This window comes from Nocardioides campestrisoli (assembly GCF_013624435.2).
Taxonomy (GTDB): domain Bacteria; phylum Actinomycetota; class Actinomycetes; order Propionibacteriales; family Nocardioidaceae; genus Nocardioides; species Nocardioides campestrisoli.
The window spans coordinates 2,400,317-2,425,611 of sequence record NZ_CP061768.1; the positions used below are offsets into that span (position 1 = coordinate 2,400,317).

Annotated in this window: 23 protein-coding genes and 4 tRNA genes; 17 read left to right on the forward strand and 10 right to left on the reverse strand. The window is 69.3% G+C overall.

Annotated features, from left to right (window positions below; genetic code table 11):
• Positions 1 to 136: 136 nt before the first annotated feature.
• The 7 genes from H8838_RS11275 (at position 137) to H8838_RS11305 (ending at position 7,303) form a co-directional block, all read left to right on the forward strand.
• Entirely contained in the window at positions 137 to 1,315 is a 1,179-nt protein-coding gene (locus H8838_RS11275) for an ATP/GTP-binding protein (protein ID WP_185996251.1), read from the forward strand.
• A complete protein-coding gene (locus tag H8838_RS11280) occupies positions 1,312 to 1,641 on the forward strand; it encodes a hypothetical protein (protein WP_185996252.1) in 330 nt (109 codons plus the stop codon). The genes H8838_RS11275 and H8838_RS11280 overlap by 4 nt, the downstream gene beginning before the upstream one ends.
• A 455-nt stretch (positions 1,642 to 2,096) precedes the next feature.
• Positions 2,097 to 2,504 (forward strand): hypothetical protein, encoded by a 408-nt coding sequence (locus H8838_RS11285; RefSeq protein WP_185996253.1) that lies wholly within the window; start codon positions 2,097 to 2,099, stop codon positions 2,502 to 2,504.
• Positions 2,501 to 4,000, forward strand: a complete 1,500-nt coding sequence (locus H8838_RS11290) for an ATP-binding protein (protein ID WP_185996254.1) — start codon at positions 2,501 to 2,503, stop codon at positions 3,998 to 4,000. The genes H8838_RS11285 and H8838_RS11290 overlap by 4 nt, the downstream gene beginning before the upstream one ends.
• Positions 3,997 to 5,076 carry an ArdC-like ssDNA-binding domain-containing protein gene (locus tag H8838_RS11295; RefSeq protein ID WP_185996255.1) on the forward strand — a complete coding sequence of 360 codons (1,080 nt, stop codon included), beginning with the start codon at positions 3,997 to 3,999 and terminating at the stop codon, positions 5,074 to 5,076. The genes H8838_RS11290 and H8838_RS11295 overlap by 4 nt, the downstream gene beginning before the upstream one ends.
• Positions 5,073 to 5,540 (forward strand): hypothetical protein, encoded by a 468-nt coding sequence (locus H8838_RS11300; protein WP_185996256.1) that lies wholly within the window; start codon positions 5,073 to 5,075, stop codon positions 5,538 to 5,540. The genes H8838_RS11295 and H8838_RS11300 overlap by 4 nt, the downstream gene beginning before the upstream one ends.
• Complete coding sequence (locus tag H8838_RS11305; protein ID WP_185996257.1) at positions 5,537 to 7,303, forward strand: TraM recognition domain-containing protein; 1,767 nt, start codon at positions 5,537 to 5,539, stop codon at positions 7,301 to 7,303. Before H8838_RS11300 ends, H8838_RS11305 begins: the two co-directional genes overlap by 4 nt.
• 21 nt (positions 7,304 to 7,324) lie before the next feature.
• Here H8838_RS11305 and H8838_RS11310 read toward each other — a convergent pair whose 3' ends face one another.
• Together H8838_RS11310 and H8838_RS11315 are read right to left on the reverse strand one after the other, a co-directional pair.
• Positions 7,325 to 7,957, reverse strand: a complete 633-nt coding sequence (locus H8838_RS11310; protein ID WP_224766082.1) for an RloB family protein — start codon at positions 7,955 to 7,957, stop codon at positions 7,325 to 7,327.
• A complete protein-coding gene (locus tag H8838_RS11315; RefSeq protein ID WP_185996258.1) occupies positions 7,950 to 9,332 on the reverse strand; it encodes an AAA family ATPase in 1,383 nt (460 codons plus the stop codon). The genes H8838_RS11310 and H8838_RS11315 overlap by 8 nt, the downstream gene beginning before the upstream one ends.
• A gap of 460 nt (positions 9,333 to 9,792) precedes the next feature.
• Between H8838_RS11315 and H8838_RS20335 the strand changes: the two genes are divergently transcribed.
• From H8838_RS20335 to H8838_RS11335, 5 genes are all read left to right on the forward strand, one after another.
• Positions 9,793 to 9,966: a DUF6308 family protein gene (locus tag H8838_RS20335; RefSeq protein ID WP_224766528.1), complete on the forward strand. Its 174-nt coding sequence runs from the start codon at positions 9,793 to 9,795 to the stop codon at positions 9,964 to 9,966.
• A gap of 41 nt (positions 9,967 to 10,007) precedes the next feature.
• On the forward strand, positions 10,008 to 10,430 hold the full coding sequence (locus tag H8838_RS11320) for a single-stranded DNA-binding protein (protein WP_185996259.1): 423 nt from the start codon (positions 10,008 to 10,010) through the stop codon (positions 10,428 to 10,430).
• A gap of 14 nt (positions 10,431 to 10,444) precedes the next feature.
• On the forward strand, positions 10,445 to 10,978 hold the full coding sequence (locus H8838_RS11325; RefSeq protein ID WP_185996260.1) for a hypothetical protein: 534 nt from the start codon (positions 10,445 to 10,447) through the stop codon (positions 10,976 to 10,978).
• A gap of 118 nt (positions 10,979 to 11,096) precedes the next feature.
• Entirely contained in the window at positions 11,097 to 11,396 is a 300-nt protein-coding gene (locus H8838_RS11330; protein ID WP_185996261.1) for a hypothetical protein, read from the forward strand.
• Positions 11,393 to 12,709 carry a hypothetical protein gene (locus tag H8838_RS11335; RefSeq protein WP_185996262.1) on the forward strand — a complete coding sequence of 439 codons (1,317 nt, stop codon included), beginning with the start codon at positions 11,393 to 11,395 and terminating at the stop codon, positions 12,707 to 12,709. Before H8838_RS11330 ends, H8838_RS11335 begins: the two co-directional genes overlap by 4 nt.
• Before the next feature lie 404 nt (positions 12,710 to 13,113).
• Here the strand turns inward: H8838_RS11335 and H8838_RS11340 are convergent.
• Both H8838_RS11340 and H8838_RS11345 read right to left on the reverse strand, forming a co-directional pair.
• A tRNA-Val gene (locus H8838_RS11340) sits at positions 13,114 to 13,185 on the reverse strand.
• Positions 13,186 to 13,253: 68 nt separating this feature from the next.
• A complete protein-coding gene (locus H8838_RS11345) occupies positions 13,254 to 13,829 on the reverse strand; it encodes a PGPGW domain-containing protein (protein ID WP_185996263.1) in 576 nt (191 codons plus the stop codon).
• Between the two features lie 144 nt (positions 13,830 to 13,973).
• Here H8838_RS11345 and H8838_RS11350 point away from each other — a divergent pair, with 144 nt between their 5' ends.
• On the forward strand, positions 13,974 to 14,405 hold the full coding sequence (locus H8838_RS11350; RefSeq protein WP_185996264.1) for an SsgA family sporulation/cell division regulator: 432 nt from the start codon (positions 13,974 to 13,976) through the stop codon (positions 14,403 to 14,405).
• A 48-nt stretch (positions 14,406 to 14,453) separates the two neighbouring features.
• On the opposite strand, the gene H8838_RS11355 is transcribed toward H8838_RS11350, so the two are convergent.
• Positions 14,454 to 15,275 (reverse strand): aminotransferase class IV, encoded by an 822-nt coding sequence (locus tag H8838_RS11355; protein WP_185996265.1) that lies wholly within the window; start codon positions 15,273 to 15,275, stop codon positions 14,454 to 14,456.
• 136 nt (positions 15,276 to 15,411) lie between these two features.
• Between H8838_RS11355 and H8838_RS11360 the strand changes: the two genes are divergently transcribed.
• From H8838_RS11360 to H8838_RS11370, 3 genes are all read left to right on the forward strand, one after another.
• Positions 15,412 to 15,484, forward strand: a tRNA-Gly gene (locus H8838_RS11360).
• A gap of 44 nt (positions 15,485 to 15,528) precedes the next feature.
• Positions 15,529 to 15,602: transfer RNA gene (locus H8838_RS11365), tRNA-Cys, on the forward strand.
• A 17-nt stretch (positions 15,603 to 15,619) separates the two neighbouring features.
• Positions 15,620 to 15,694: transfer RNA gene (locus H8838_RS11370), tRNA-Val, on the forward strand.
• A 108-nt stretch (positions 15,695 to 15,802) separates the two neighbouring features.
• Here H8838_RS11370 and H8838_RS11375 read toward each other — a convergent pair.
• Positions 15,803 to 16,516 (reverse strand): hypothetical protein, encoded by a 714-nt coding sequence (locus tag H8838_RS11375; protein WP_185996266.1) that lies wholly within the window; start codon positions 16,514 to 16,516, stop codon positions 15,803 to 15,805.
• Between the two features lie 67 nt (positions 16,517 to 16,583).
• Between H8838_RS11375 and H8838_RS11380 the strand changes: the two genes are divergently transcribed.
• A complete protein-coding gene (locus tag H8838_RS11380; RefSeq protein WP_185996267.1) occupies positions 16,584 to 18,380 on the forward strand; it encodes a S49 family peptidase in 1,797 nt (598 codons plus the stop codon).
• 18 nt (positions 18,381 to 18,398) lie between these two features.
• Here H8838_RS11380 and H8838_RS11385 read toward each other — a convergent pair whose 3' ends face one another.
• From H8838_RS11385 to H8838_RS11400, 4 genes are read right to left on the reverse strand one after another with little or no spacing between them, the layout of a single operon-like run.
• Entirely contained in the window at positions 18,399 to 19,859 is a 1,461-nt protein-coding gene (locus H8838_RS11385; protein WP_185996268.1) for a basic amino acid/polyamine antiporter, read from the reverse strand.
• Between the two features lie 4 nt (positions 19,860 to 19,863).
• Positions 19,864 to 23,199: a bifunctional lysylphosphatidylglycerol synthetase/lysine--tRNA ligase LysX gene (gene lysX / locus H8838_RS11390; RefSeq protein WP_185996269.1), complete on the reverse strand. Its 3,336-nt coding sequence runs from the start codon at positions 23,197 to 23,199 to the stop codon at positions 19,864 to 19,866.
• Complete coding sequence (locus tag H8838_RS11395) at positions 23,196 to 23,885, reverse strand: DUF998 domain-containing protein (protein ID WP_185996270.1); 690 nt, start codon at positions 23,883 to 23,885, stop codon at positions 23,196 to 23,198. Before H8838_RS11395 ends, lysX begins: the two co-directional genes overlap by 4 nt.
• Positions 23,882 to 25,135, reverse strand: a complete 1,254-nt coding sequence (locus tag H8838_RS11400) for an LssY C-terminal domain-containing protein (RefSeq protein ID WP_185996271.1) — start codon at positions 25,133 to 25,135, stop codon at positions 23,882 to 23,884. The genes H8838_RS11395 and H8838_RS11400 overlap by 4 nt, the downstream gene beginning before the upstream one ends.
• Positions 25,136 to 25,295: the final 160 nt, after the last annotated feature.

The window sequence follows — 25,295 nt, forward strand, 5'->3', positions numbered from 1 at the left end:
ACAACGTCGGGACCGGGACGGACAGCACTTCGAGCGAAGCCGCCCGGCCAGCTTCGCCGGGGCCGAATCATCCGGGTTCACCGTCGTCCGTGCCAGAAGCCCGTCGAGATCGGACCCGCTCGCCTAGGGTTCGAACATGTCAAGCAACAAGGTGCTCGAGCAGCACATCGCCGTTTTCGGGGAGAGCGGGAGCGGCAAGACCGTCATGCTCTCCTCGTTCTACGGGTCCGAGCAGGAGCCGCTGAACATCAAGAAGGGCGCGTTCAACGTGGTGGCGGAGAACGCCAGCCAAGGCACGCACCTGCATCAGAACTACCTAGGCATGAAGAATTCAGGCACAGTCCCCGAAGCGACCAGGTTCGCCTCGACGACGTACCGCTTCATTCTGAAGTTCAAGGGCGAGACCGAGGCGAAGCGTCTCAAAGCCAAGCCGTTCGACGCCCTCCGTCTGGTCTGGCACGACTACCCGGGTGAGTGGTTCGAACAGGACGTCAGCGGGCCTGAGGAGGAGCGACGCCGGATCGATGCGTTCCGAGCGCTCCTCGGGTCTCACGTCGCGCTGCTTCTCGTGGACGGGCAGAAGTTCCTCGAAAACGTCGGCGAGGAAGAGCGCTACCTGAAGTCACTGTTGAGTAACTTCCGCAACAGCCTCGTGCTGCTACGGGACGACCTTCTCGAGGACGGCAAGCCGCTGGTGACTTTCCCGCGTATCTGGGTGATCGCGCTCTCGAAGGCAGACTTGCTGCCAGACCTTGACGTTCACGGGTTCAAGGAACTGGTCATCGAGAAGGCTGGCAGCGAAATTGTCGAGCTCCGGACCGTGCTCGGCGGACTGGCCGAGTCCGAAGCCGCATTGTCCGTCGGTGAGGATTTCGTCCTCGTCTCTTCGGCGAAGTTCAGTACGGATGCGATCGAGGTAACGCAGCGCATCGGGATCGACCTGATCCTGCCGATGGCGTCCGTGCTCCCTTTCGAGAGGCACTTGCGGTGGGCGCAGGCCGACAAGTTGACGAAGAAGGTTGCCGTAAAGCTGATCGGCAACGCCGAGGTGGTCGCTGCCGCGCTGGGTGCCGCCAGCAACATCGTCGCAGTGTTAATGGGCAAGAGGAACAAGCTCGCAGGCGCAGTTGGACTCGCACTGAGCCAACTCACGCCCAAGCTTGAGGATGCCATCAAGTCAGCTGGCGCAAAGCTCGAGGCGGCGGATGCGGCGGCGGTCACGAAGCAGCAGAATCTCGCTGCGACACTTGACGGTTTTCGCAAGGACCTGGACGAGGCCGAGGAGAAGGCGATACTCGTCAGGAGTGCCGGGTGAGCTTCATCTGGGCTACCCGAGGCCGCACCTGGGGCTTCCGTTTCCTCCGGAGCGGGGGTTTTGGCGATCCGCTGCCGCCCTATGACGCGGCATTCGCGGACATCGATGCGAGCCCGAGCGCATTCCGCCGGGTGGGAACGACGGTTGCGGTGCGTTTTCCTGATCCCTCCGGACGCAACGACTCAGCTGGCCGACCCATCCCGCACGAGTTCGTCGTTCTTCCGCCCCTGTCCGACCACATCAACGACGTCGCGGGTGCCCTCGAACGGATATGGCCTCTGGTCGCCGATGAGTACGAGACGGTCTGGGACTCCGACCCCAGCTGACGTCCACGCCATGAACCAGCGCCGAGCGGGCCCCTTGACGCATCACTTCGCCGCAATCGCCCTAAGCACTGTGCCGTGCTAGCGCTCCTGGATCGTGACCTTGTAGTCGCCAGTCCAACCATCGCTTCGGTTCATACTGAACCCGTCCACGGTCGCGGAGCTGTCTTGAACGTCCGCCGCCGAAACCATCCAGTAGATGGCTCTGGCGAGCGACCGCGCGGTCGTCACGTCGCCTTCAAACTCCACTGCGATAGTCCTTTTCACCATGCTCGGCATCCTTGCACGCGAACGGCGACCTGGTGGGGCAGATCCCTCTGAGATAGGTGCGTCACACCGCCGCGATGGTGGGACTCTGTTGGCGCACCAGCGGGTCTGACCACCTCCTTCGTAGTTCAGGCGCGAGTTCCACTACCGACGCACCTCCCTGATGAGAAGCACTCATCGAGGAGGAAGCGATGGCCCTGTTCGACCGTCCAAGCGCTCACGCCGACGAGGCGCGCAAGGCTCTCCGGCAACTCGCTCACGCCACCCGACACGTCGAGGACCCGACCGAGATCTACCCCGTGCTCGGAGAGCTCACCAATGGCCTCGCGTCCTTGGCCCAGTCGCTTCACCAGATCGCACAGTCCCATGACAGAGCACTCGGCACGCGAGCCTGCGTTGCCGGCGACGCGCGGACCGGACGCGCCGCGTCGTACCAAGTCGCTTGGGAACTGCATCGCGCAGCCGAGATGGTTCAGCAGGTCGCGAACGGTGTCGCCAGGGCCCACGAGGTCGAGGCGACCATCGCCTATGACGTCGACGACTCCTCCGCTCTCGCTGCCATCCCGCGGCGAGTGAGCGACCCCGGGCTGTCGCTGTGACGAAGCGTCTCGACGAGCACCGTCTCCACTCGACCGTTCTCGTGTCTCCTAGGCGCGAGAAGCGGGCGGACCGAAGGCTCCGCAGGGCCTCAGCACGCGCTCTCGTCGTCGAGGACCGCGATGCGCGACGGTCGACCGCGCAGCAGAAGGCAACCGATCTTGCGGCTGAGAAGCGGCTGACTGAACTGCTCCCCCGCGCAGGCGAACCCGGACCCGCCGCGCTACGGACCCCGGGCCGTTTCCGACTCCCCCGCCATCAGGACACCTCCGCCACACTCGCCGGCGCTTACCCGTTCCTCGCTGAAGGTGGACTCGGCAGCGAAGGCGTGTTCATCGGCCAGGACCTCTATTCAGGATCGTCATTCGTCTACGACCCCTGGGTCCTCTATGCCCGCGGCCTGATCACCGCGCCGAACCTGGTCCTGGCCGGGATCGTGGGCGCCGGCAAGTCGAGTCTCGCCAAGAGCCTATACACCCGGTCGATCCCGTTCGGGTGCCGCGTCTACGTGCCTGGCGACCCCAAGGGCGAGCACACGCCCGTCGCCGAGGCGGTGGGCGGCAAGGCCATCGCTCTGGGTCATGGGATGCCGAACCGGCTCAACCCGCTCGATGAGGGGATCCGTCCGGGGGGACTCGACGACGTTCAATGGGCGAGCCAGGTCACGAGCCGCCGACGCGACCTGATCGGCGCGCTTGCCGAGACCGTTCTCGATCGACGCCTCACACCCCTCGAGCACACCGCCGTTGACGTGGCACTGGAACGCACGGTGCACGGCACCGACGTACCGGTGCTTCCGATGGTGGTCGACCGACTGCTCGCGCCCGACAGGCTCGACGATCCCGACGGACGCCTTGCCGAGGACGGCAGGCTGCCCGGCCACGCGCTGCGCCGGCTGGTGGCGGGCGACCTCGCCGGGCTCTTCGACGGTCCCTCGACGGTGTCGTTCGACCCGTCGCTACCGATGATCTCCCTCGATCTCTCCCGCGTGACCGAGAACGCCACTCTCATCTCCGTCCTCATGACCTGTGCCTCGGCGTGGATGGAGTCAGCGCTCATGGACCCGGCCGGCGGGCAACGCTGGGTCGTGTACGACGAGGCCTGGCGCTTGATGTCACACCCCGCGCTGCTTCGGCGGATGGATGCGCACTGGCGGCTCGCACGGCACTACGGGATCGCGAACATGCTGATCTTCCACAAGCTCTCCGACCTCGACAACGTCGGCGACTCCGGGTCGGCCATGCGCGCCCTCGCCTCCTCGCTGCTGGCCAATGCGGAGACCCGCGTCGTCTACCGGCAGGAGTCCGACCAACTCGGCCCCACCTCTGCCGCGCTCGGTCTCACCGGCACCGAGCAGGCGCTCATCCCCACCCTCGGCACCGGCCAAGGGCTGTGGCGGATCAAGCACCGCTCCTTCGTCGTGCAGCACCAGCTGCACCCCGCCGAACTCGGACTCTTCGATACCTCCGGCCGCATGACAGGAGGCACGACGTCATGAGCACCCAGGTCCGCACACGGGCCTCTCGCGAGGCCAAGCTCTCAGCGCTCCAGCACACGCTGTCGGAGTCGGTCGCCGCGCTGGTCACCGGCGAGGACTGGAAGCGAGCGCTGACCTTCGCCGCCCGGTTCCGCTCCCGCAGCTTCAACAACACCATGCTGATCTACGCCCAGCACTACTCGGCATACCAGGAAGGGCGCGTCCCTCAGCCGACTCCCACGTACGTCGCCGGATTCCACCAGTGGCTCTCCCTCGGACGCCACGTGATGAAGGGCCAGCACGGGTACGCGATCCTCGCGCCGGTCACTGCCCGGATCGCCTCGCCGAACCCCACAGACCCCGGGTCATGGCACCGGCTCGCACGTGGCGAGCGGCCTGGGTTCGGCGAGACCGTGAAGTCGAAGCTCATCGGTCTCAAGCCCACCCATGTGTGGGACGTGTCCCAGACTGCCGGCGAGCCCGTTCCCGAGCTCCCCCGCCCCAACCTGCTGCGGGGTGAGGCTCCCTCCGGTCTCTGGGATGGCCTCGCGGACCAGATCACCGCCCGCGGATTCGACCTCCGGTTGGTCTCCTCCGCGGCGGCGATCGGTGGAGCCAATGGCTTGACCGACTTCCTCGCCCGTGAGATCTCGGTCCGAACGGACATGGACGACGCGGCCCAGGTGAAGACGCTGGCTCACGAGCTGGGTCACGTCCTGCTCCATGCCCCCCGGGAGAACACCGTGTCGACCGACCTGGCCGCGGACGCGACCATGCATCGTGGCATCGCTGAGGTCGAGGCTGAGTCGATCGCGCTGATGGTCGGCGCGACTCATGGACTCGACACCTCGGCGTACACCATCCCCTATGTCTCGACGTGGGCCGCGAGCGTCCCCGGGAAGACGCCCGTCGAGGTCGTGCAGTCGACAGCGGAACGCGTCAGGGGCGCGGCACTGGGGATCCTCGACAAGCTCGACATGCAAAAGATCGGCGACGGCACCCCTCCGGGTCTGTACCGAGAGGCGTTGAGCCATCGCGTCGGGACAGCACCTATCGCGACCGGTGCACGAACCGACGGGCCGGTGCTGGGGCGATGAAGATTCCTGTCGTACTCAGCACCGTCCATGTTGGGGTCAGCGAGGACGGGCAGCTGGCGATCGACGTGGACGGCAAGCCGTACGACGTGGGCTGGACGCTCGCCCGTGCCGACCTCGGCGCTGTACTGGACCGGATCACCACTGCAGTTGGGACCGCCGTACGCGTCGAGATCCGCGAGGCAGACGGAACGACCTACGCCGACATCGCCACTCCCCCGTCCGGGCCGGACACCACATCGGCGGACGACCAAACCCTCTCAACGCCTCCGTCGGGCATCACCGGCCATGGCTTCAGTCCCGGCGAACCAGTCGCACTCGCCTACGTCCTCTTCACCGAGACAGCTGACGCGGACGGGCTAGCAGCCGTGAACCTCCCGCCCGCGCTTCTGTCCAAGCGCGGAAGCAGACTGGTTTTGATCGGGATGACGTCGGCAGCGATGGCTGAGATCGAGCAACAGCCATGAGCCCTCGCGGCCAGTCCGTCGACAGCGAGCTGACCAACGCCGCGCTCTTCGCGATCTGCGGCGCCTTCCTACTCGCGCTCCTGTTGCGCGCCGCGGGCTCCGTCGCGGCGTTCCTGACCAGCACGGAGCAACCCGCCAACGGCGTAGCAGCCAGTCTGCTCGTACTCGCTCGACCCACCTCCCCGGGTACGGCGCTCGGCACCGATGGCCTGTCAGCAATGGCGTTCTGGGTCAGCCTCGTGATCCTGGTCTCGCTGCTCATCGGTCTCGGCTGGGGCGTGTGGAGGTTGATCGCCCGTGCCCGACACCGGTCCGCCCACGACCCACAGCGCATCGAAGGCACCGCGACCCGAAGGGACATCGACGCCACCGCTTCCGAGAAGGCACTGCTCCGCCGAGCCAGCACGCTGCGCCCCTCCCTCCGACGCCCCGCGGCCAGCGACGTGGGCTACCTTCTCGGCAGGAGTCATGGCCGCGAGATCTGGGCGTCCGTCGAAGACTCGATCCTCGTCATCGGCCCGCCACGCTCCGGTAAGGGGCTCCATCTGGTCATTAACGCCATCCTCGACGCTCCCGGCGCCGTGGTGACAACCTCTACCCGACCCGACAACCTCGTCGCCACCCTCCACGCACGACGAGCCAAGGGACCCGTGGCCGTGTTCGACCCGCAGCGCCTCACCGCCGGCCTCAGCGCGGTGCACGACGCCGGCGTCCGCTGGTCCCCCATCCGCGGCTGCGAGGACCCCCTGACCGCGATGATCCGAGCGACCGGTCTCGCTTCGTCGACCGGACTCTCAGCCGGAGGGACCGAGTCGGGCGGGTTCTGGGAAGGTCGCGCCCGCGCCGTCCTCCAGGCGTTGCTCCACGCAGCCGCGCTCGAGCGGCTGACGACCCGGGTGCTGTTCGAGTGGTCGCTCTCGGCGAACGCCGCAATGGACGCCGTTGGCATCCTCTCCAGCCATGGCGGTGCCGCGCCCGGCTGGACCGACTCGCTCCAAGGCATGATCACCTCGGATCCGCGCACCCGCGACTCCATTTGGATGGCTGTCTCCCAGGCCATGGCATCCCTTGCCGACCCTCGGGTCCTCAACGCCGTCAACCCCGCACCCGGCGAAGAGTTCGATCCCACGGACTTCCTCACCCGCAACGGGACGCTCTACCTGCTCGCCACCGGCGCCGGCGCGGGCGCCGCCTGGCCACTCGTCGCCGCTTTCATGGAGGACCTGACAGAGACGGCCCGGCACCTGGCTGCCTCATCGCCCGGGACACGGCTCGACCCGCCTCTACTGCTCGCACTCGATGAGATCGGGAATCTTGCTCCATTGCCCTCCCTGCCCGTGTTGATGGCCGAGGGTGGGGGCACCGGTATCACGACGATGCCCGTCCTTCAGTCGCTCTCGCAGGCTCGCGCCAAGTGGGGCGACCACGCCGCCAGCACCATCTGGGACGCATCGATCGTGAAGGTCATTCTGGGGGGCGCATCGGCCTCCAAAGATCTTCAGGAGCTCTCCGTCCTCATAGGGGAGCGAGACGAGCTCGTCGACAGCGTCACAATTAGCGAGTACGGCGCCCGCTCAACGCAATGGTCCACCCAGCGGCGACACGTGATGCCCCCAGAACGGATGCGCACGCTTCCATTCGGGACCGGCCTCGTGCTCCTACGAAGTGCTCCACCGATCGTCGTGAACCTGCGTCCGTGGCATTCGCATCGGTCAGGGCGGCACACCACCCAGATCGATGCAGGCTGCCGAGGCCGAGAGTAGGCGGACGAATGCGGTGCTGGCCTAGTAGGCGGCTTGCAGTGAGTCGACGAGTCGCCACATGCCGGTGGAGGGGTTGTTCTCCGGAAAGGGAGTCTCATCCCCTTGATGTTTTCTATCGAGGCGAATAGAACGTTGCTTGGCCTCCTCGAACCGGCCCTCGAGTTCGTCGAGAGTTCGCAGGCACTTGTCGTAGTCGGGAATGAACTTCTTCAGATTGCCGAGGGCGTGATCTCGATGCAGGTGAGCAGTCTGCTCAGTAAAGTGCAACAGGAGCCACACCTCGAAGGATGGGTTCGAGATGACGACATCCACCCCGTTCGCTTCCGCTTGCTGTTTCGCCTCTCTCAGCATCGGATGCTCGTCAACGTCGAAGACGCACCAGATTTCATCTACCTTCGCGTTGGGATCCCGGGTGCGGCGTGCCTCGCGCAGAGCAGCAGTCATGATGTGGCAGGCGCGCTCTACCAGCTGTTTCGGGGAGGTCGCATCTTCGTCTACTACTTCTAGTTCGATGAGGGCGTCGGTGGCGCGTCTGTTGATGAGTCGGAGGTAGGAGGGCTCAGTCTTCGCGCCTTCGCAGACGACGACGACGCGCTTCTTCGGCTGGCGGCTCCCCACCGATCGTGTGAGCGAGGCACCACCGCGCTTAGCCACGGCGGCGCTCGTTTTCCAGAGCGCGGCGTGAGTTCGCCGCAACGCGGCGCTCGTTCCCCACAACGACGTCACCCGCGTCCGCGGGAAGGATGCGAGGGGTGCCGCCGTAACGACCCTGCAGGTAGCCCCTAGCCAAGTCCTCGCCCTTGCGGGGGCGGTAGTCAGAGAGCGGAGTTAGCGTGGACGCCCCGTGCTCCGACTTCTCCACGAGCCAAACTTGACCGCGAGACAGGCTGAGTCGTTCCAGCGAGTTGCTCAGCAGTGTCACATCGTGCGTCGTAAACACAAGTTGTGCCCCATGCCGGTTAGTGCGTGGAGACTGAAAGAGTTGTAATGCCTCAGCGATCAGCAGGGGGTGGAGGCTTGCGTCAAGTTCATCCACGAGCAGGACCCCGCCATGTTCGAGGGCGTCCAAGGCATAAGACACAAACGACAACCAAGACTTTGTCCCAAGGCTCTCCTCCTCAAAGGGTAGCGACGTTCCGCCCTTGACGGCCTTATGGACGAGTTCTACGTTCGGCTCTTGGCTCTCAAAAAAGCGGGCCAAGATCTCGTCGACTCTCTTGCTCTTTTCGTCCTCAGGGAGTTCTTCTTCGTCAATTGACTTTTCGATCATCTGCCGCACTTGAGCGCGCCGCTCGTCGGAGATGTTGGAGTCGTCGATACGAGCGTCAAGGATGCCAAGGTCGGCCAGTGCGAGAAGTTGGACCGCTTGACCGCGCCGCTCCGTCAGTCGGCGGATCATTGAGGGTGAGGTGCGACTCCGGCCCGGCACATCGAGCATTACCAGATTCCGGACGAAGAAGTCATAGATCTTGGAAAGCAGTGGATGACCCGCTTGTGCGGCCGCGGACAGGAAGAGCACTTGAGATCGAGTTATCTCCGCGATGACTCTGTTCTGCCCCCCCAAGTTCTTGCCAAACTGAAACTCGTCAGTGTTCTCGCGATCGAAGAGGTTCTGGCTCCTCTTATGGGGGTAGGTATGGAGCCACTCGTCCGTGAAGCGTCCCTGCTTCTGTTCGAAGCCGTAGACGTAGCGCGAACCGTCCAGCACGAAGTCCAACTCCATGAGGGTGGGTGCGTTTCGAGAGGTCCCATCGAGGACAAAGGGGTCCGCTTCGAGTTCCGCAAAGCGGGGTCGCGACGCGGAGGTCAGCACCATGGTCCTCATGTACTCCATGGCTCGGAGCAGGTTCGACTTGCCTGAGGCGTTCGCACCAAGGATTGCGACGACGGGCAACACATCCACCGCGCTTCCGTCGGCGGCTACGGCGGTAGGCACACCGAAGCCCTTGTCGAGGCGCGTGGCGACGAACGAGATGGAGACCTCTTCGCGGAAGGAGCGGTAGTTGGAGACACGGAAATTCAGCAGCATGGGGTTCCCTAGCGTAGGGGGCAAAGAGTCGCGACTCGAGCCATTCTACGCAGATTCTCTGCATAAGAACCACTGAAAGGTCGAGCGATCGGTCGTGTCAACCGTGAGGCATGCCAGGGGCGGCAGTGGTTCCGGGGTCTGGTGCCAGGCCCCCCCGGGACGAACATCGCAGTGTTTTGGCCTTCGGACTCGCACGGCGCCGTGCTACCTCCCAGCGGCCGGGTCCGCTGCACGGATAGGTGACACCTGATCTGCGTCGATGTGTGTCAGGCGCTGGAGGGATGTTCACCCGGGGGGCGCTGTGACAGGAGCTCTCATGCAGCTTCCTGGCGAGGGGCCATTACAGCGACAAAGCTGCTCGCTCGTAAGCGACCGTCTCAGACCTATCTACGACACCGTGGTCGCCGAGGTGATCGGCTCAGCCCGGCTCTGGAGCCGCTTCGGGCACATCTGACGCACAATCCCGAACTACGCGAAGCGCCTCGCACGCCTGCGCCACGATGCGCACCTCCCGACGGAGATCTCGCCTCTTCGCGTGTTTGACGTGGTGACGTGGATGGCGGGGAAGTACGGGCTGCCTAAACCGGCGCAACCGGTTGCCGAGCCTGGTCGTGGACGCGCACCTGTCCTATAAGGCGCGTTCCTGCCGGAAGGCGCACGGTCTCTGGAGGCACAATGTCCATCCCCACCCAGATGAGCCTGGCTGGCTTCATCGCCAGCGAACCAGACCTGCACTTCACCGCGGGGGGCGCTGAGTACCTCCGCGTCCGCGTGGGAGTCGAGCAGTGGCGCAAGGAGATCGACGGCAAGTTCACCAAGCTGGAGCCGACTTTTCACGACATGGTCGCGTTTGAGGCGACAGCACGCGAGATGTACGCCCGGTTCCGCAAAGGGGACTCGTTCGTGGCCAGCGGCTACGTCCACGAGTATGAAGTCGACGGTCGCCAGCGCAGCGTGGTGAAGCAGGAGTTCGTCGCGCGCAAGATCGGCCACAACGTCAACAGGACGGCATATGAGGTTCAGCGCCGGCGTCTGACCCCCGCGACGCCCGCAGAGCAGGTGACTCCCGAGCGATCCAGTCCGGTCATCGGTCTGTAGCAGGTGCGGCCGCTATGGATCTCTACACCGGATACGATGAGCCGGACCAGCCGGGCGATTATGACTTTCTGCGCGACGACCTGCCCGGTCCGGTCAACTGGAACCTGCTCACCGCGGACGAGGCGCAGTACGAATGGCATGACCTCGACCGGTGGGTGAAGTGGCTCAAGACCAGCCACGGCCTCCCACCCTCGATCGTCCCGCCGTTCTACTACCTCCACGACGAGCTCGTCTGGGAGCTCTCGGCACTCCACACGCACTGGCTGAGCTGCTACCACCAGACCGCCTCCCCCTCGGCCCCAATCGCCTGGCGACGGGACTTCGAGGACGCTAAGCACCGACTGCGCGACTGGGTCGCCGTCTCGGGCACACGTCTGGACCGCGACCGTCCGACCCGCGTCACGTCCTGGCCGGGCGAGGCGCCCGTCGCTCAGGCAGGCGACGTTGAAATCGCGGACCGGGACAGCCACTTCGAGGTGTTCGTGCGCGACGACGTGCTGCGCCGCCGTCGGCTCGAAGTGCTCGCCGAGCGATCCCGCGCGGGCTGAACCGACGCCCCGCCACAGGAGCGATCCCCCACGGCGCCGTCCACAGCCCCGCTGCTCGTTCGCGCCGGGCGGCTCAAGCGGGAAGACCGTTGAACCGCCCACACACGAAAGGCCGGCGATGCTCCTCCCCCACGCACTCGTCCTCGCCGACGCCCGTCTGCGGTTGGCAGCGCTCGCCGACCAGGCCACGACAGTCGACGTCGCGTCGGCCTACGAGCGCGTGCTGATCGAGCTTGACCGCATCCACAGCGATGCCTGCCCCGCCGTGAGCACTGACCGGCACGCGGAGGGTCTGGCAACGTTCCCCGCCCGCCTGACGTCCGCTCTTGAGGAGCTGGATCAGTACGGGGTGGAGTCCCTGCGCCTCGAACTGCTCCTCGTCATGTTCGAGGACGCACGCGCCCTGGACGGCACATGATGTACGGCGAGACCGGAGCCGAGATGCGCCGAGCATTCGCCACGCTCCTGCGTCGGCACCGCGTGCAGCAGAAGCTGGGCCTGACAGTGGAGGCGCGCCAGGAGCACGGGGTCCTCGTTCGCCAGTACCGACAGACCGTCCTTCTCTGGTTGGCGCAGGCGATGCGGGCCGCCTCTCCCCTGGCGTTCACCAACATGCCGACGCCCCAACCGAATCCGTTCCAAGCGGTCGGGGTGGCCGATGCGCAACCCACCGCGGCTGATGAACTCGCCAGTGCCCTCACCACGGCCACGACCCAGTCCGCGGCGCGGCAGGCCTCCTCCGACGCCCTGTCCTCACCTCAGTCCCATCCTCTGGTCGAGCAATGGCGGCTCGCCGCCCGCGCCGCGGCCCTGGCCGAGCACGACACCGCCGAACCGTTCGCGGCACAGATGACCGCACCCCAGGCGCGGGCCCTCGTCGGCGATGTCGCCGCGCTGGCCCAGGCCCTCGTCGTCCTCGACCGCCGCTATAAGAACACCCCCGGTTGGGAGCCCTTGGCCGGGAGCGCCCGGCTCGGATGGGCCGCGCTCGCGGCCGCCCTCGACGTCAGCCTGGGACAGCACGACTACGCCGTCGACCGCATCGGCTGGAAACCCAAGACGAAGCTCATGACCGGCCCCGCCCGTCCCGGGATCCTCGGCGTCTTGCAGGCGCAGCACAACCTCGTGATCCGGATGAAGACGGTCCCCAACGCCACGAACCTCCGGCTCGTCGTCGACTCCCAGCGTCGTCTCTCCGCGCATCTGGTCCCGTTCGCTGCGCGGATCGACGAGCGGCTGGCGGCACGCTGGAGCGAGCGTGCCGACACCTATGCCCTCATCCAGCGGCAGCTCCGCGACGTCGCCGGGGTGCTGGGGAGGGGCGGCCAGGCCGCTGCCGAAGGCGCCATTGCCGTTGCCCGCCTGCGGGACATCCCGCCGGACTCGATCGTCGAGCCGCGTGTCCTGGCCGGCTTCCAACTGCTCTTCACCCGGCTCGACCATCGCATCGCCGACGTCATCGAGGACGGGGTCGAGTGCGGCGCGCTCGCCCAACGCGTCACGCTCCCCCGGCTTGTGGCCGGCAGTGGTCAGCTCATCCACCCGGTCCGGGACCGCTTCGTGCCCGTCTCCAACGCGACCGACCTGGAGGTCATTCGCACCGTCCGCGACCGTCTCCGCCCCCGAGAGCCGGTGCTCATGGCTACTCCGGGGGCCACCCGCGTTGAGCTCCACTCCGCAGTGCTCCATCGTCCCATCCCCAGACCCCGTCCGGGCGCCCCGCAGATCTGACCACTGCGGGTGCGGTGCCGGGTGTCCACTGCCGCGCACCTGACCAGCACAGGACGCCGGCACCCACCCGACGACACGACATCCGACAGACAGCTACGAACCCGAGGAGCAGGCGATGACCCGCAAGACGAACCTCCCCACCTACCTCACACTGGAGGAGGCGGCGGACATGCTCGCGGTCTCCGTGAAGACCATCAGACGGCGGATAGCGAGGGCAGCCTGCCCGGCTACCGGTGCGGTCGGAAGCAGATCCGAGTGCGTCTCGACGAGCTCGAAACCACCATCCGGCGCATCCCCACGGTCGGGTCGTAACGGGATCTATGGACACGTAGTGGACACGAACGCCGAAATGCGAACCGCCTCTGAAGCCTGTTTTCGCAGGTCAGAGGCGGTTTGGGTTGCGGTGGGCGATACTGGGTTCGAACCAGTGACCTCTTCGGTGTGAACGAAGCGCGCTACCACTGCGCCAATCGCCCGTGTGGTGCGGCGGAAACACTAGCGCATGCCTCGGGGGAACTCACATCCGCCTCCCCCGCACGTCGGTTTACATGCCCGGGAGGTCCGGGACGAACGGCGAGATGTCCTGCACCCAGTCCCACCCGTCGACCGCCAGGGACGGCCAGCCGAAGAAGGCGAGGTAGGCCCAGACGAGCAGAGCCGCCAGGAGCGCCGCACCGGCGGCCATGGCGATCCGCCGGCGACGGACCGCGGGATCCATCTGTCGCGCCTTCTCCGCCGTCTCGTGGGCGTAGGCACGCATCCGGTCGACCCAGCGGTCCGCCCACGCCCACTCGGTGGAGAGGATGCCGAAGCCGACCAGGATCGCGACGATGCCGGGACCCGGCGCCACCATCATCACCAGGCCGGCGACGATCACCAGGCAGCCGACGAACGTGACCACGACCTTGGTGATCAGACCGGTGACCGGATTGGCGTGCGCGCGGGCGTGCCAACGACGGGCCCACCCCGGGCCGTAGTCGAGCTCCGGGGCCTTCACCGCCTCTGCGAGGTGCGGGTGCTCGGAGTGATCGGGGCGCTCCAGGCGATCGGTTGAGCCAGGTCCGGGCGCGCCCTGCTCGGAGAGAGGATCGGGTCGGTCCTGGGTCGCCTCGTCACGCACCCCCTGAGGGTACCGGGCGCGACCATGAGCAGCACTGGTCTAGATCGTTGCTGGTTTCCCCTATATGAATCTTGACGTTTCCGTCTCATGGGTGCTGTCCAGGTGAATTACTGACCTCCACACAGAACGCAGCGGAGGACAACCATGGCCGGAAGGTACGACCGTCGACTGGTCGGCGCAGTCGAGCAGGAGATCACGATGCAGTGCCTCGACTCCCTCGGTCGGGCCCATGCCATGGAGACGGTCTTCGCCTACCGCGAGGACGACCCGTTCGCGGTCACCATCACCTTCCGCACCCACGAGGGCGACCTCCCCTGGACCTTCAGCCGGGAGCTGCTGGTCACCGGGCTCACCGAACCGGCCGGCCTGGGCGACGTGCTCGTCCGCCCCGAGGCCGACGACCGCGGACAGGCGGTCGTGCTCGTCGAGCTCAGCTCCCCCGACGGCCACCTCGCGACCCGGGCGTGCGCGCGCGACGTGCGCCGGTTCCTCCGCCGCTCCCTCTCGCTGGTGCCCGCCGGCGAGGAGGCGCAGCACCTGCGCCTCGACACGATCATCGGCCAGCTGCTCGCCTGAGCCGCGTCTCCCCTCCCTCTCCCTGGGCCGGCTCAGGGACAGGGCAGGTCAGGGATCGACGTCCTGGGCCTCGCGCTCACGCCAGACCCGCGCCACCTCCTGGGTGACCGGCCCCGGCGCCACGAGCTCGCGCTCGTTCCACCGGCTCACCCCCTGCACGTCGCGGGTGGTCGAGACCAGGAAGACCTCGGTGGCCTCCTCCACCACCTCGATCGGCTCGTCGACCTCCCGCGCGCCGAACCACTCCAGCACCAGCGCACGCGTCACCCCGGCCAGGCAGCCGGACGCCAGCGTCGGCGTCCGCAGCTCGCCGTCCACGACGTAGAAGACGTTGGACCCGGTGCCCTCGCACAGGTGACCCGCGAGGTTGGCGAAGACCGCCTCGGTGGCGCCGCGCTCCCGGGCGTGCGCCAGCGCGATCACGTTCTCGGCGTACGACGTGGTCTTGAGCCCGGCGAGGGCGCCTCGCTCGTTGCGCGGCCACGGCACGGTCACCGCCTGGGTGGTCGGCGGGTTCGCGTCCATCGGCGCCGCGACCACGACCAGGGTGGGGCCGCCGTTCCCGCGTCCGCTGCCCAGGGGCGCGGCACCTGCGGTGTAGGTGATGCGCAGTCGACCGAGCGGCAGCGGCTCGCCGGCCAGCACCTCGGCCACGCCACGGCGTACCTGCTCCTCGTCGACGGGCGGCAGACCCAGTCCCCGGGCCGAGGTGGCCAGGCGTCGCAGGTGGCGGCTGAGCGCGAACGGCACGCCGTCGACGATCTTCACCGCCTCGAAGACGCCGTCACCCACGGTGAACCCGTGGTCGGTGACGGGAAGGGCAGGGCCTCGGGGGTCCTCGAGCAGACGGCCATCGATCCAGGTGCGCATGCCGTGAACTCTAGGGACCGGGCGCCTCGGCGCGACCCGCGCAACACTCCGGACGGGACCCCGTTTTGGCACGCCCCCCACCATCGGCTACTGTTCTGCTCGCAGGAACGGCCGGGAAACCGGCCGGGAAATGCAGGCGGACATAGCTCAGTTGGTAGAGCGCAACCTTGCCAAGGTTGAGGTCGCGAGTTCGAGTCTCGTTGTCCGCTCGGAGAGGTCTTTCCACCGGTCCTTCCCTGGGAGGATCCTGCAGGGTGGGTTGGCCGAGAGGCGAGGCAACGGACTGCAAATCCGTGTACACGGGTTCAAATCCCGTACCCACCTCCACAGATAATTCAAGACCTGGGCGATTGGCGCAGCGGTAGCGCGCTTCCTTGACACGGAAGAGGTCACTGGTTCAAACCCAGTATCGCCCACCACGAATCACCGCACGTCAGACCCCGTCTCCCTCCAGGAGGCGGGTTTTGTCGTGCGCTCCTCCCCCGGGACAGCCGCTCACGGAGTCTCCGCACCGAGCAGAGCAGCGCTCAGGCGTCGCGCAGCGCCTGCCACACCAGGACGCGCTGAAGCCGGTGGGCCCCACGGGCCAGCGCCACCGCGGGCACCGCACAGAGCACGGTGAGCAGGGTCAGCATGGCCGTGAGCGTGCCGAGCACGCGTGCGTCCTGCGCGGTTGCCCCACCCAGCTGCCACAGGCAGTAGCCCACCGCCGAGCCGGAGCACACGGCCGCGAGGCCCGCCAGGGACACCCACACGAGGCGGAAGAAGACCGGAGGCCGGTACAGCGCACGACGCACCGCGACGTGGTGGTGCAGCCCACCGGCTGACTCGTCGTCCCCGAGCCAGCCGACCGCCGCACGCGTCAGAGCGCGGCCGGTACGCAGCAGCACCACGCCGTACGCGCAGGAGAGTCCCGCCAGGGGGAGACCGAGGAGCATCATCACCCCGGCCAGCAACCCGAAGCCGAGGTCGCCCGTCGCGATCCCCTCCGCGAGCGCCCCGGCCCCGAAGCAGACGAGCAGCACGCCGCAGGCAGCACCCAGCCAGAGCGTCAGCCCGGTCAGCACCCTGGCCTCCTTCGTGTACGCCGTGACCAGCGCCTCCAGCGCACGGGCACGGCCGTAGGGCACCCGCCCGGCGGGATCGAGCCACTCCCGCACCTCGGGGCGGAGGAAGCGCAGAGCACCGGGGAGGGAGGTGCGCACAGGCTCGGTCGCGTCGAGGTGCCCCGGGGAGATCATGGCCCGCAGTGTGCCAGCCGCCCGCCGCTCGGGCCACGCCTCTTCCTCGACGTCCTACGCTCGCGTCATGAGGCTTCCCACCCCCGCCGCCCTGCTCCCCGTCCTGCGCCGCACCCCGCTGGGCGGCGGCGCCCGCGAGAAGGTCCTGCTCGAGCTCGACCTGGGCCGCGGCGTGGCGGAGAGCCCGCCGGGCAGCCCGCTGGAGGCGTTGCGATCCCTGCACACCCCCCTGCTGCGTTCGCTCGTCGAGCAGCTGGGCAAGGCCGCGGCGGACCCGGACGTGGTCGGGCTGATCGCCACCGTCGGCGAGACGCCGCTCACGATGGCCCAGTCGGCCGAGCTGCGCTCGGCGGTAGCCGCCTTCCGCGGCGCCGGGAAGGCGACGCTCGCCTGGAGCCCGTCGTTCGGCGAGCTCGGCCCCGGCAACACCGGCTACCACCTCGCCGCCGCCTTCGAGGAGGTCTGGCTGCAGCCCAGCGGCGCCGTCGGCCTGGTCGGCTTCGCCGGCGAGGCGACCTTCCTGCGCGGCGCGCTGGACAAGCTCGGGATCCAGCCCCAGCTCTCCCAGCGGTACGAGTACAAGACCGCGGCCGACCTGTTCATGCGGGAGGAGATGTCCGAGCCGCACCGGGAGATGCTCACTCGGCTGATCGAGTCGACCACCGAGACCCTGGTCGCCGACGTGGCCGCCGACCGCGGCCTGACGGAGGAGGAGGTCCGGGCCGTGCTCGCCGACGCTCCGCTGCGTGCCGCGGACGCGCACGAGCGCGGCCTGGTCGACGTCCTCGGCTACCGGGACCAGGCGTACGGCGTGATGCGCAACCGGGCCGGGTCGACCGAGCCCACCCTGCGCTACGTCGAGCGGCACGGCACCGGCCGGTTCGACGCGCTCCTCGGGCCGATGAGTCGGCTGCCGGGGCACAAGCCGGTGATCGGGCTGATCCAGGCCACGGGCCCGATCACCCTGGGACGCGGCGACGGCGGCTCGCCGCTCTCCGGCAGCTCGGTCGGCTCCGACACCCTCACCGCCGCGCTGCGCGCCGCCGGCCGGGACGAGCACGTCCGGGCCGTGGTGCTGCGGATCGACTCCCCCGGTGGCTCCTACATCGCCTCGGACGTGATCCGGCGCGAGATCCAGGTGCTCCGGGAGTCCGGCACCCCGGTGGTCGCCTCGATGGCTTCGGTGGCGGCCTCGGGCGGCTACTTCATCGCCATGCCGTGCGACACGGTCCTGGCGAGCCCCGGCACGATCACCGGCTCGATCGGCGTGCTGGCCGGCAAGAACGTGCTCCGCGACGGTCTCTCCCGGCTCGGCATCGTCCGGGAGACCCTCGCCGGCGCCCCGCGGGCCGCGATGTTCTCCTCCAACCTCCCGTTCGACGAGGACGAGTGGGCCGTGCTCGACGCCTGGCTCGACGACGTCTACGCCGACTTCACGGCCAAGGCCGCCGCCGACCGCGGGATGGACGTCGAGGAGCTGCGCACCCTGGCCAAGGGCCGCGTCTGGTCGGGCGCCGACGCGCACCGGCACGGCCTGGTCGACACCCTCGGCGGCCTGGACCAGGCGGTCGAGGAGGCCTGCCGGCTGGCCCGGGTCGAGCGGCGCAAGGTCGAGGTGCGCGGCATCCCGCGGCACCGTCCGCTGCAGGGGCTGTTCCCCCGGGAGAGCTCGGAGGCGGTCGAGGCGACCGTCTGGGGCGGCTCGGGCATCACGCGCACCCCGCTCCCCGGCCTCTCGGTGGGCGAGGGACCGGCGCTGTGGCGGCGCCTCCTGCCCGAGCTCGGCGCGCTGTGGGGGACGCCGTACGCCGGCGTCCTGAGCCTGCCCCCGGTCCGGCTGCCCGGGCTGCTCCCCGGCGCCTGACGCGCCCGGGGAGGCCCGTCACCCCACCCAGCCGGCCGCCAGGGCGACCACGCCGATGGCTGCGCTGCCCCACAGCGCCAGGCAGCCCACCAGCTCGGGCCGGGTGAAGACGGGCTCTCCCCGCTCCCTGCGCGCCCGGCGGTACAGCAGCGTCCCGGGGGCGTAGATCAGGCAGTTGAGGACCAGGTACGCCGGGCCGGCGGCGTACAGCATGAAGATCGCGAACCCGACGGCCAGCACGGAGACGACCAGCTCCCGGCGGCGCAGCCCCGCGTCGCGCGGCCCGTAGGTCTCGCCGGTGACGGCCAGCTTCAACGCGTAGGCGGCGACCAGGAAGTACGGCACCAGGATCAGGCTGGTCGCCAGCTTGAGGGTGAGGTCCAGCGCGTCGTCGACGAAGAGCACCACGACCAGGAAGAGCTGGACGGAGACGTTGGTGGTCAGCAGGGCGTTGCCCGGCGTCCCGTGCCGGTTCTCCCGGGCCAGGGCGCGGGGCATCACCTCGGTGCGGGCCGGGCTGAAGAGCATCTCCGCGCTCACCAGCGTCCAGGCCAGGTACGCGCCGAAGACCGAGACCACCACCCCGACGGCGATCAGGTTGGCGCCCCACTCCCCCACCACCGACTCGAGGACCGCTCCCATCGAGGGCTGCCGCGCCTCGGCCAGCTCGTGCTGGGGCAGCACGCCGTAGGAGACCATGGTGACCGAGACGAACAGGGCCAGCGTGCTGAAGAAGCCCAGCAACGTCGCCCGCCCGACGTCCTCGCGGCGCCGCGCCATCCGCGAGTAGACGCTGGCTCCCTCGATCCCGATGAACACGAAGACGACGACCAGCATCGAGTCCTTCGCCTGGTCCATGAGCGCCCACAGGCTGTGCCCCTCGTCCTCGTCCCAGAGGTTGTCGGCGAAGACCCCCGGATCGAAGGCCACCGCCGTGATCGCGACGAAGACCAGGATCGGCACCAGCTTGGCCGTGGTCACGATCCGGTTGACCACCACCGCCTGACGGATCCCGCGGGCGATCAGCGCGTGCAGCACCCACACCACCACCGAGCTGATCAGCACCGCGAGCACCGTGTTGCCCTGCCCCAGTCCCGGGAAGAAGGTGCCCAGAGTGGTCATGGCGAAGGTGAGGAAGAAGACGTTGGTCACGACGTTGCTCGCCCAGTAGCCCCACGCGGCGTTGAAGCCGGCGTACCGGCCCAGGCCGTCCTGGGCGTAGACGTAGATGCCGTCGTCGAGGTCGGGTCGGCGGATGGCCAGGGACTGGAAGACCAGGGCCAGTGTGAGCATGCCCGCGCCGGCGATCGTCCAGGCGAGCACGGTCCCCCAGACGCCGGCAGCACCGGCGAGGTTGGCGGGCAGGGTGAACACCCCGCCACCGACCACCGAGCCGACGACCATCCCGGCGAGGGTGAGGACGGAGACCTTCTGGGCATCCGGGGCGGGCGCTGCGGTCTGCGAGGGCGGGATGGTCATCGCGTCACTGCTGCGGCTTGACCAGGGGGAACAGGATCGTGTCCCGGATGCTGAGGCCGGTCAGGTTCATCACCAGCCGGTCGACGCCCAGACCCATGCCGCCGGTGGGCGGCATGCCGTACTCCAGGGCCTGGAGGAAGTCCTCGTCGACCTGCATCGCCTCGGCGTCGCCGGCGGCCGCCAGCAGGGACTGCGCCACCAGGCGTCGGCGCTGGTCGACCGGGTCGATCAGCTCGGAGTACGCCGTGCCCTGCTCCGCCCCGAAGAGCACCAGGTCCCACTTCTCGCTGAGCCGCGGGTCGCGCCGGTGCGTCCGGGTCAGCGGGGCGTTCTCCTTGGGGAAGTCGGTGTAGAAGACCGGCGTCGTGGTCCGGCCCTCGCAGAGCTCGGAGTAGATCTCCTCCAGGACGAACCCCCAAGAGGCGTCCAGGTCGAGCTCGAGCCCGATCCGCTCGGCGTGCCTGATCAGGGTCATCAGCGGGGTGTCGGGGGTGATCTCCTCGCCCACGGCCGCGGAGACCGCCTCGCAGACGGTCCGCACCGGCCACTCCCCCGACAGGTCGTACTCCCGCACGTGGCCGTCGGCGTCGGTGCGCCGCGCCACCGGCGAGCCGTAGACCGCGGTCGCGGCCTCCTGGATCAGCGCCTGGGTGAGGCGCCGCATCGAGTCGTAGTCGCCGTACGTCTCGTAGACCTCCAGGGAGGTGAACTCGGGGTTGTGCTTGAAGTCGGCGCCCTCGTTGCGGAACTGGCGTCCCACCTCGAAGACCTTCTCCATGCCGCCGACGACCAGCCGCTTGAGGTGCAGCTCGGTGGCGATGCGCAGGTAGAGGTCCAGGTCGTAGGCGTTGATGTGGGTCTCGAACGGCCGCGCGTTCGCACCTCCGTGGACGGTCTGCAGGACCGGCGTCTCGACCTCGGTGAACCCCCGCGCCTGGAGCGAGTCGCGGATGCTGCGGACCACGGTGGCCCGCTGGTAGGCGGTGGTGCGCGACTCGGGGCGCACGATCAGGTCCACGTAGCGCCGGCGAACCCGGGCGTCGGGATCGGTGAGCCCCCGGTGCTTGTCGGGCAGGGGACGCAGCGCCTTGCTGGTCAGCAGCACCGACCGGGCGCGCACGGTGAGCTCGCCACGCCGGGTGGTCACCACCTCGCCGGTGACGCTCACGTGGTCGCCCAGGTCGATGGTGTGCTCCCAGAACGCCAGGTCCGGGGCAGGCAGCCGCTGGGCGTCGACCATCACCTGGAGGTCGCCGCTCCCGTCGCGCAGGGTGGCGAAGCCGAGGTGGCCCAGGTCGCGCTTGAGCATCACCCGCCCCGCCACCGAGACCTCGATCCCGGTCTCGGTCCCCGCCGCGAGATCCTCGTCCACCAGGCCGCGGACCTCAGCCAGGGTGTGGGTCCGCGGCGCCGTCACCGGGTAGGGGTCGATCCCGATCTCCCGGATCCGGTCCAGCTTCTCCCGGCGCACCCGCATCTGCTCCGGCAGGTGGTCGGGCGAGACCGCCTCCGCCACCACGTCGGGGGCCGGCGGGATCAGCGCGAGGACGGCGGCCGCGTGCTCGGCCCCGCCGGTCCCCAGGCCGTCGGGGTGGTCGGTGCGCCGACGCGTCCGGGCGATCGAGGGAGCGGTGAGGAAGCCCTCGGCGCTGCCGGCCGCGGTGCCGACCCGCGGCAGGTCGGAGGCGTACTCGTAGCCGAGGTAGCGCGGCTGCCACTCGGGCAGGTACTTCGCGTTGGAGCGGTAGAGCGACTCCAGCTGCCAGTTCCTGCTCGCCAGCATCAGGGCCTGGCGCCACAGGCGGGCCACCGGACCGGCGCCGATCTCCGCGCCGCGCTCGAACGCCTCGCGGAACATGGCGAAGTTGAGCGAGACGGGCCCCACCCCGAAGGTCGTCGACTCCGCGGCCAGGCTGGCCACCATCAGCTCGACCAGCCCGTTGTCGGCCGTGGGATCGCGCCGCATCAGATCCAGCGAGAGTCCGGTCCGTCCCCACGGGACGAAGCTGAGGAAGCCGCGCAGGGCGCCCTCGGCGTCGCGGGCCTGGACCAGCACGCAGGCGCCGTCGAGGGGGTCGCCGAGCCGGCCCAGGGCCATCGAGAACCCGCGCTCGTCGCCACCGTCGCCACGCCAGGAGGCGGCCGCGGCGCCGAGCTCGGTGAAGTCCGCCTCGCTCAGCGTGGCGTGCCGGACCACCCGGGTGGTGTAGCCACGTCGGTGCAGCCGGGAGACGGGCTGTCGCACCGCCTTCATGCCGGGGTGGTTGAGGGAGAACGAGCCGAGGTCGATCACCGCCTCGTCGCCCAGGTCCAGCATCGTCAGTCCGGCCTCCGCGTGGGCCAGCGCCCCCTCGTGCCCCGCGCCCATCACCGCCACCGACCAGCCGCTCGCCCGGGCCTCCGCACGCCACCGCGCGATCGCCTCGGGCCAGTACGTCGGGTCCCCCACGGGGTTGCCACTGGCCAGGCTGACCGAGCCCACGGTGCGGTAGGAGACCCCGGCGCGCGCGGTCGCGGGGTCCCCGGTGTCCCAGACGACCGCCTTGTCGCGCCGGGTCGCGAAGTAGCCGAGGGAGTCGTGCTCGCCGAAGTCGCGCAGCATCGCCCGGACCCTCGCCTCGTCGGCGACCCCGAGCGTCCGGGTGTCGCGGGGGGCGCGGAACAGCACGGTCATCGCGCCGAGCACGACCACGGCCCCCACCAGGCCGATGCCGAGCCGGACCCACCACGGCGCCCAGGCCGAGGTCTCCAGGCCGGTGCGGCCAAGGTCGAGCAGCATCGTGTCCAGGACGTACGTCGCCGCGTCGGCGTAGCTGTCCGAGCGGCCCAGCCCGCGGACCAGCGCGGCGCCGCCCAGCACCATGGCCAGACCACCGAGCACGAGGATCGCGCCAGCGCCTGCCAGGCTGCCGGGCACCCGACGGGCCACGAACTGGGAGCGCACCCGCAGCGCCAGGACGATCGCCGCCCCGACCAGCACCAGCCCGAGGAGGGCGAGCGCCACGTGGTCGCCCTGGGCGATCAGCGCGACCCGGCCGACCTCCGGCAGGCCGAGCCACCAGACGAGCACGACCCACCAGGCGGCCCGGAGCCGCCGGCGCAGCCCGACGGCGGTGACGAAGAGCAGCGCGGCGTAGACCAGGCTCGGCACCACCGGGATGGTCAGCAGCGAGACAGGGTCCTCGGACCGGGCGAAGTAGCTGTGCCACGGCGGCACCAGCGCGACGACGGCGGCGAGGGTGGCGAAGCCGAACATCACGCCCGCGAACCGGTCCGGCCAGTGGTCGTCGGCCGGAGGGCGCAGCGGGTGCGGCCTGCGCGCGTCAGGGTGCGGGCTCATCCCGGCCTCCCCTCACGGTGTGGTGAGCGCCACGTTACGTCCTGGTCACCGGTCTCTCGTCCGGCCAAAAGTCCCAGGCAGACGAGCCAGACGCTGATGCCCACGATGTGCACGCGCTGGGCGCCCCCGCTCGCCCAGCCAGGCCCGTGCGCCGCGGTCACCGCGCCGAAGACCACGCTCGCCGCGACCCCGGGGACCGCAAGCACCCACCCGGCGGTCCCGTGCAGCCAGGCCGGGCCCTCGCGCCGGGTGACGGCCCAGGTGGCTGCCACCCCCACGAAGAGCCCCAGGTCGGAGGCCACCGTGATCGCGTCGTGCACGGCAGCCTGGCGCCGCTGCCCCGGGGCGTCGCAGACCACGCCCGGTCCGCAGGGGGCGGTCACCACGGCCGCCGCCGCCGCGCCCAGCGCGAACGTCGCCGTCCCCCAGACCACCCCCCGGCGCCACCGGCCCTCCGGCAGGGCAGCCCCCGCCTCCGGCAGCACGAGGAGCACCAGCACCGCACAGGCACCGTCGGCCGAGCGCAGGAGCACGGCGTGCGGCTCGCCCACGGCGGCGAGCTCGCTCACCACGTGTGTCATGCCCTCGAACCCGCGCAGCACCCAGTCCAGCGCGAAGCCCGAGTACAGGACCCCGGCCAGCACGCCGGCGAGCCTGAGCAGGCGCCGTCGTCCCGGGCGCCTCATCCGACGCTCCCGCCGGCTTGCCCGTCGCCTCGGGAGGAGCCCCCGAGGGCGTAGTCCCGGGCCGCCCGGTCCGAGAGGGCGAGGACCACCAGGATGCTGCCGCCCGAGGAGAGCAGGGAGGCCAGGTCGTCGGGCCACCGTCCCTGGACGACCGAGGTGGCCATGGCGCTCGCGGCGGTCACCGAGCAGGCGGCCATCAGCAGCAGTCGGGCCCAGTTCCGGCCGTGCACCACACCCACGGCCAGCACCAGGTCGACCACCGCGGCGACCAGGAACAGGGAGACCATCCGGAGGTCGGGATCGCCGGACTCCGCCGACACCACCCCACCGACGTAGGCCACGGCCCGGGCCACGGCGACCCCGGCGCCGAGCGCCACCACCGAGGGGCACCGTCGCTGCGGCGCCTGGGGCACCGGGTCGGGGCCGGCCGCGGTGGGGCTCAGGTCCAGGATCGGCAGGTTCCCGTCGGTCCGGATCCGGTCGCCTCCCCCGTTGCGGTGGTGGTAGCCGGTGGAGAAGTTCTCGATCACCGAGAGCCTCGCTGAGGGGACCGCCCGGCGGACCGTCCCGAGCACGAAGTCGCGCTCCACGTCGGTGTCCGCGTCGATGCGATGCGTGAGCTGCCCGGTGAAGAGCGAGAGGCCGACCCGGCGGTCGAACGTGGCCGCGGCGAGCCAGTCGGCCCGGTACCCCCCGGGCAGCAACCAGTCGTCGGGACAGCGCCAGAACCGCACGTGGTGGCGCTTCGTCGGGCTGTCCTCGACCTCCTGCTCGTAGGCGAAGTCCTGCTGCCGGTCGAAGAGCCGCAGCGGGCTGACCGGGGCGCTGGCATAGCTGCGCCTCCGGAGCACACCGAGGACGATCCCGAGCGAGGAGCGCAGGTCCAAGGGGTCGGCCCTGGTCCATCCCGCGGCGCCCAGGGCGGCGTGCACCTGGCCCTCACGTCCCAGGAGCCCGAGGTTGACCGGATCCCCCAGCAGGCCGTCGCTGGTGCGGGTCCGTCCCACGAAGTAGCCGGGCAGGTAGATCGAGCTGAGGACCCGGTGCAGCCGGGGCAGCACCAGGTACGCGGAGAACGCCCAGAAGACGACGAGCTGGAGCGTCGGCCACCCGGGGCGCAGACCGTCGCGCAGCAGCACGTAGGAGAACCACGACCCGGCGACCGCGGAGAAGGCGAAGAACCAGTGGTCGAGCACGGACGCGGACTGTCTTCGGACGTCGTGACCGACCTCCGCGTCGCTGCCCCGCATCTGGTCAGGATGCATGAACGACCCGGGGGCGACCAGGGTCCTCGGGGTTACCGTGGGCGGGTGCTCGCGGGGCTGGTCGCTGCCACGGGGGCAACCTGCTGGGCGTCTGCCTGTACGGGCTCGGGTTCCTGCTCAGCCTGGCGGCGGTGCGCAGCCTGCC

Coding starts and splice junctions, on each gene's coding strand:
- H8838_RS11380 (WP_185996267.1), top strand. CDS start 16,584: ATGAGGCTTCCCACCCCCGCCGCCCTGCTCCCCGTCCTGCGCCGCACC.
- H8838_RS11275 (WP_185996251.1), top strand. CDS start 137: ATGTCAAGCAACAAGGTGCTCGAGCAGCACATCGCCGTTTTCGGGGAG.
- H8838_RS11305 (WP_185996257.1), top strand. CDS start 5,537: ATGAGCCCTCGCGGCCAGTCCGTCGACAGCGAGCTGACCAACGCCGCG.
- H8838_RS11315 (WP_185996258.1), bottom strand. CDS start 9,332: ATGCTGCTGAATTTCCGTGTCTCCAACTACCGCTCCTTCCGCGAAGAG.
- H8838_RS11285 (WP_185996253.1), top strand. CDS start 2,097: ATGGCCCTGTTCGACCGTCCAAGCGCTCACGCCGACGAGGCGCGCAAG.
- H8838_RS11385 (WP_185996268.1), bottom strand. CDS start 19,859: ATGACCATCCCGCCCTCGCAGACCGCAGCGCCCGCCCCGGATGCCCAG.
- H8838_RS11350 (WP_185996264.1), top strand. CDS start 13,974: ATGGCCGGAAGGTACGACCGTCGACTGGTCGGCGCAGTCGAGCAGGAG.
- H8838_RS11395 (WP_185996270.1), bottom strand. CDS start 23,885: ATGAGGCGCCCGGGACGACGGCGCCTGCTCAGGCTCGCCGGCGTGCTG.
- H8838_RS11355 (WP_185996265.1), bottom strand. CDS start 15,275: ATGCGCACCTGGATCGATGGCCGTCTGCTCGAGGACCCCCGAGGCCCT.
- H8838_RS11375 (WP_185996266.1), bottom strand. CDS start 16,516: ATGATCTCCCCGGGGCACCTCGACGCGACCGAGCCTGTGCGCACCTCC.
- H8838_RS11320 (WP_185996259.1), top strand. CDS start 10,008: ATGTCCATCCCCACCCAGATGAGCCTGGCTGGCTTCATCGCCAGCGAA.
- H8838_RS11400 (WP_185996271.1), bottom strand. CDS start 25,135: ATGCGGGGCAGCGACGCGGAGGTCGGTCACGACGTCCGAAGACAGTCC.
- lysX (WP_185996269.1), bottom strand. CDS start 23,199: ATGAGCCCGCACCCTGACGCGCGCAGGCCGCACCCGCTGCGCCCTCCG.
- H8838_RS11325 (WP_185996260.1), top strand. CDS start 10,445: ATGGATCTCTACACCGGATACGATGAGCCGGACCAGCCGGGCGATTAT.
- H8838_RS11300 (WP_185996256.1), top strand. CDS start 5,073: ATGAAGATTCCTGTCGTACTCAGCACCGTCCATGTTGGGGTCAGCGAG.
- H8838_RS11330 (WP_185996261.1), top strand. CDS start 11,097: ATGCTCCTCCCCCACGCACTCGTCCTCGCCGACGCCCGTCTGCGGTTG.
- H8838_RS11295 (WP_185996255.1), top strand. CDS start 3,997: ATGAGCACCCAGGTCCGCACACGGGCCTCTCGCGAGGCCAAGCTCTCA.
- H8838_RS11335 (WP_185996262.1), top strand. CDS start 11,393: ATGATGTACGGCGAGACCGGAGCCGAGATGCGCCGAGCATTCGCCACG.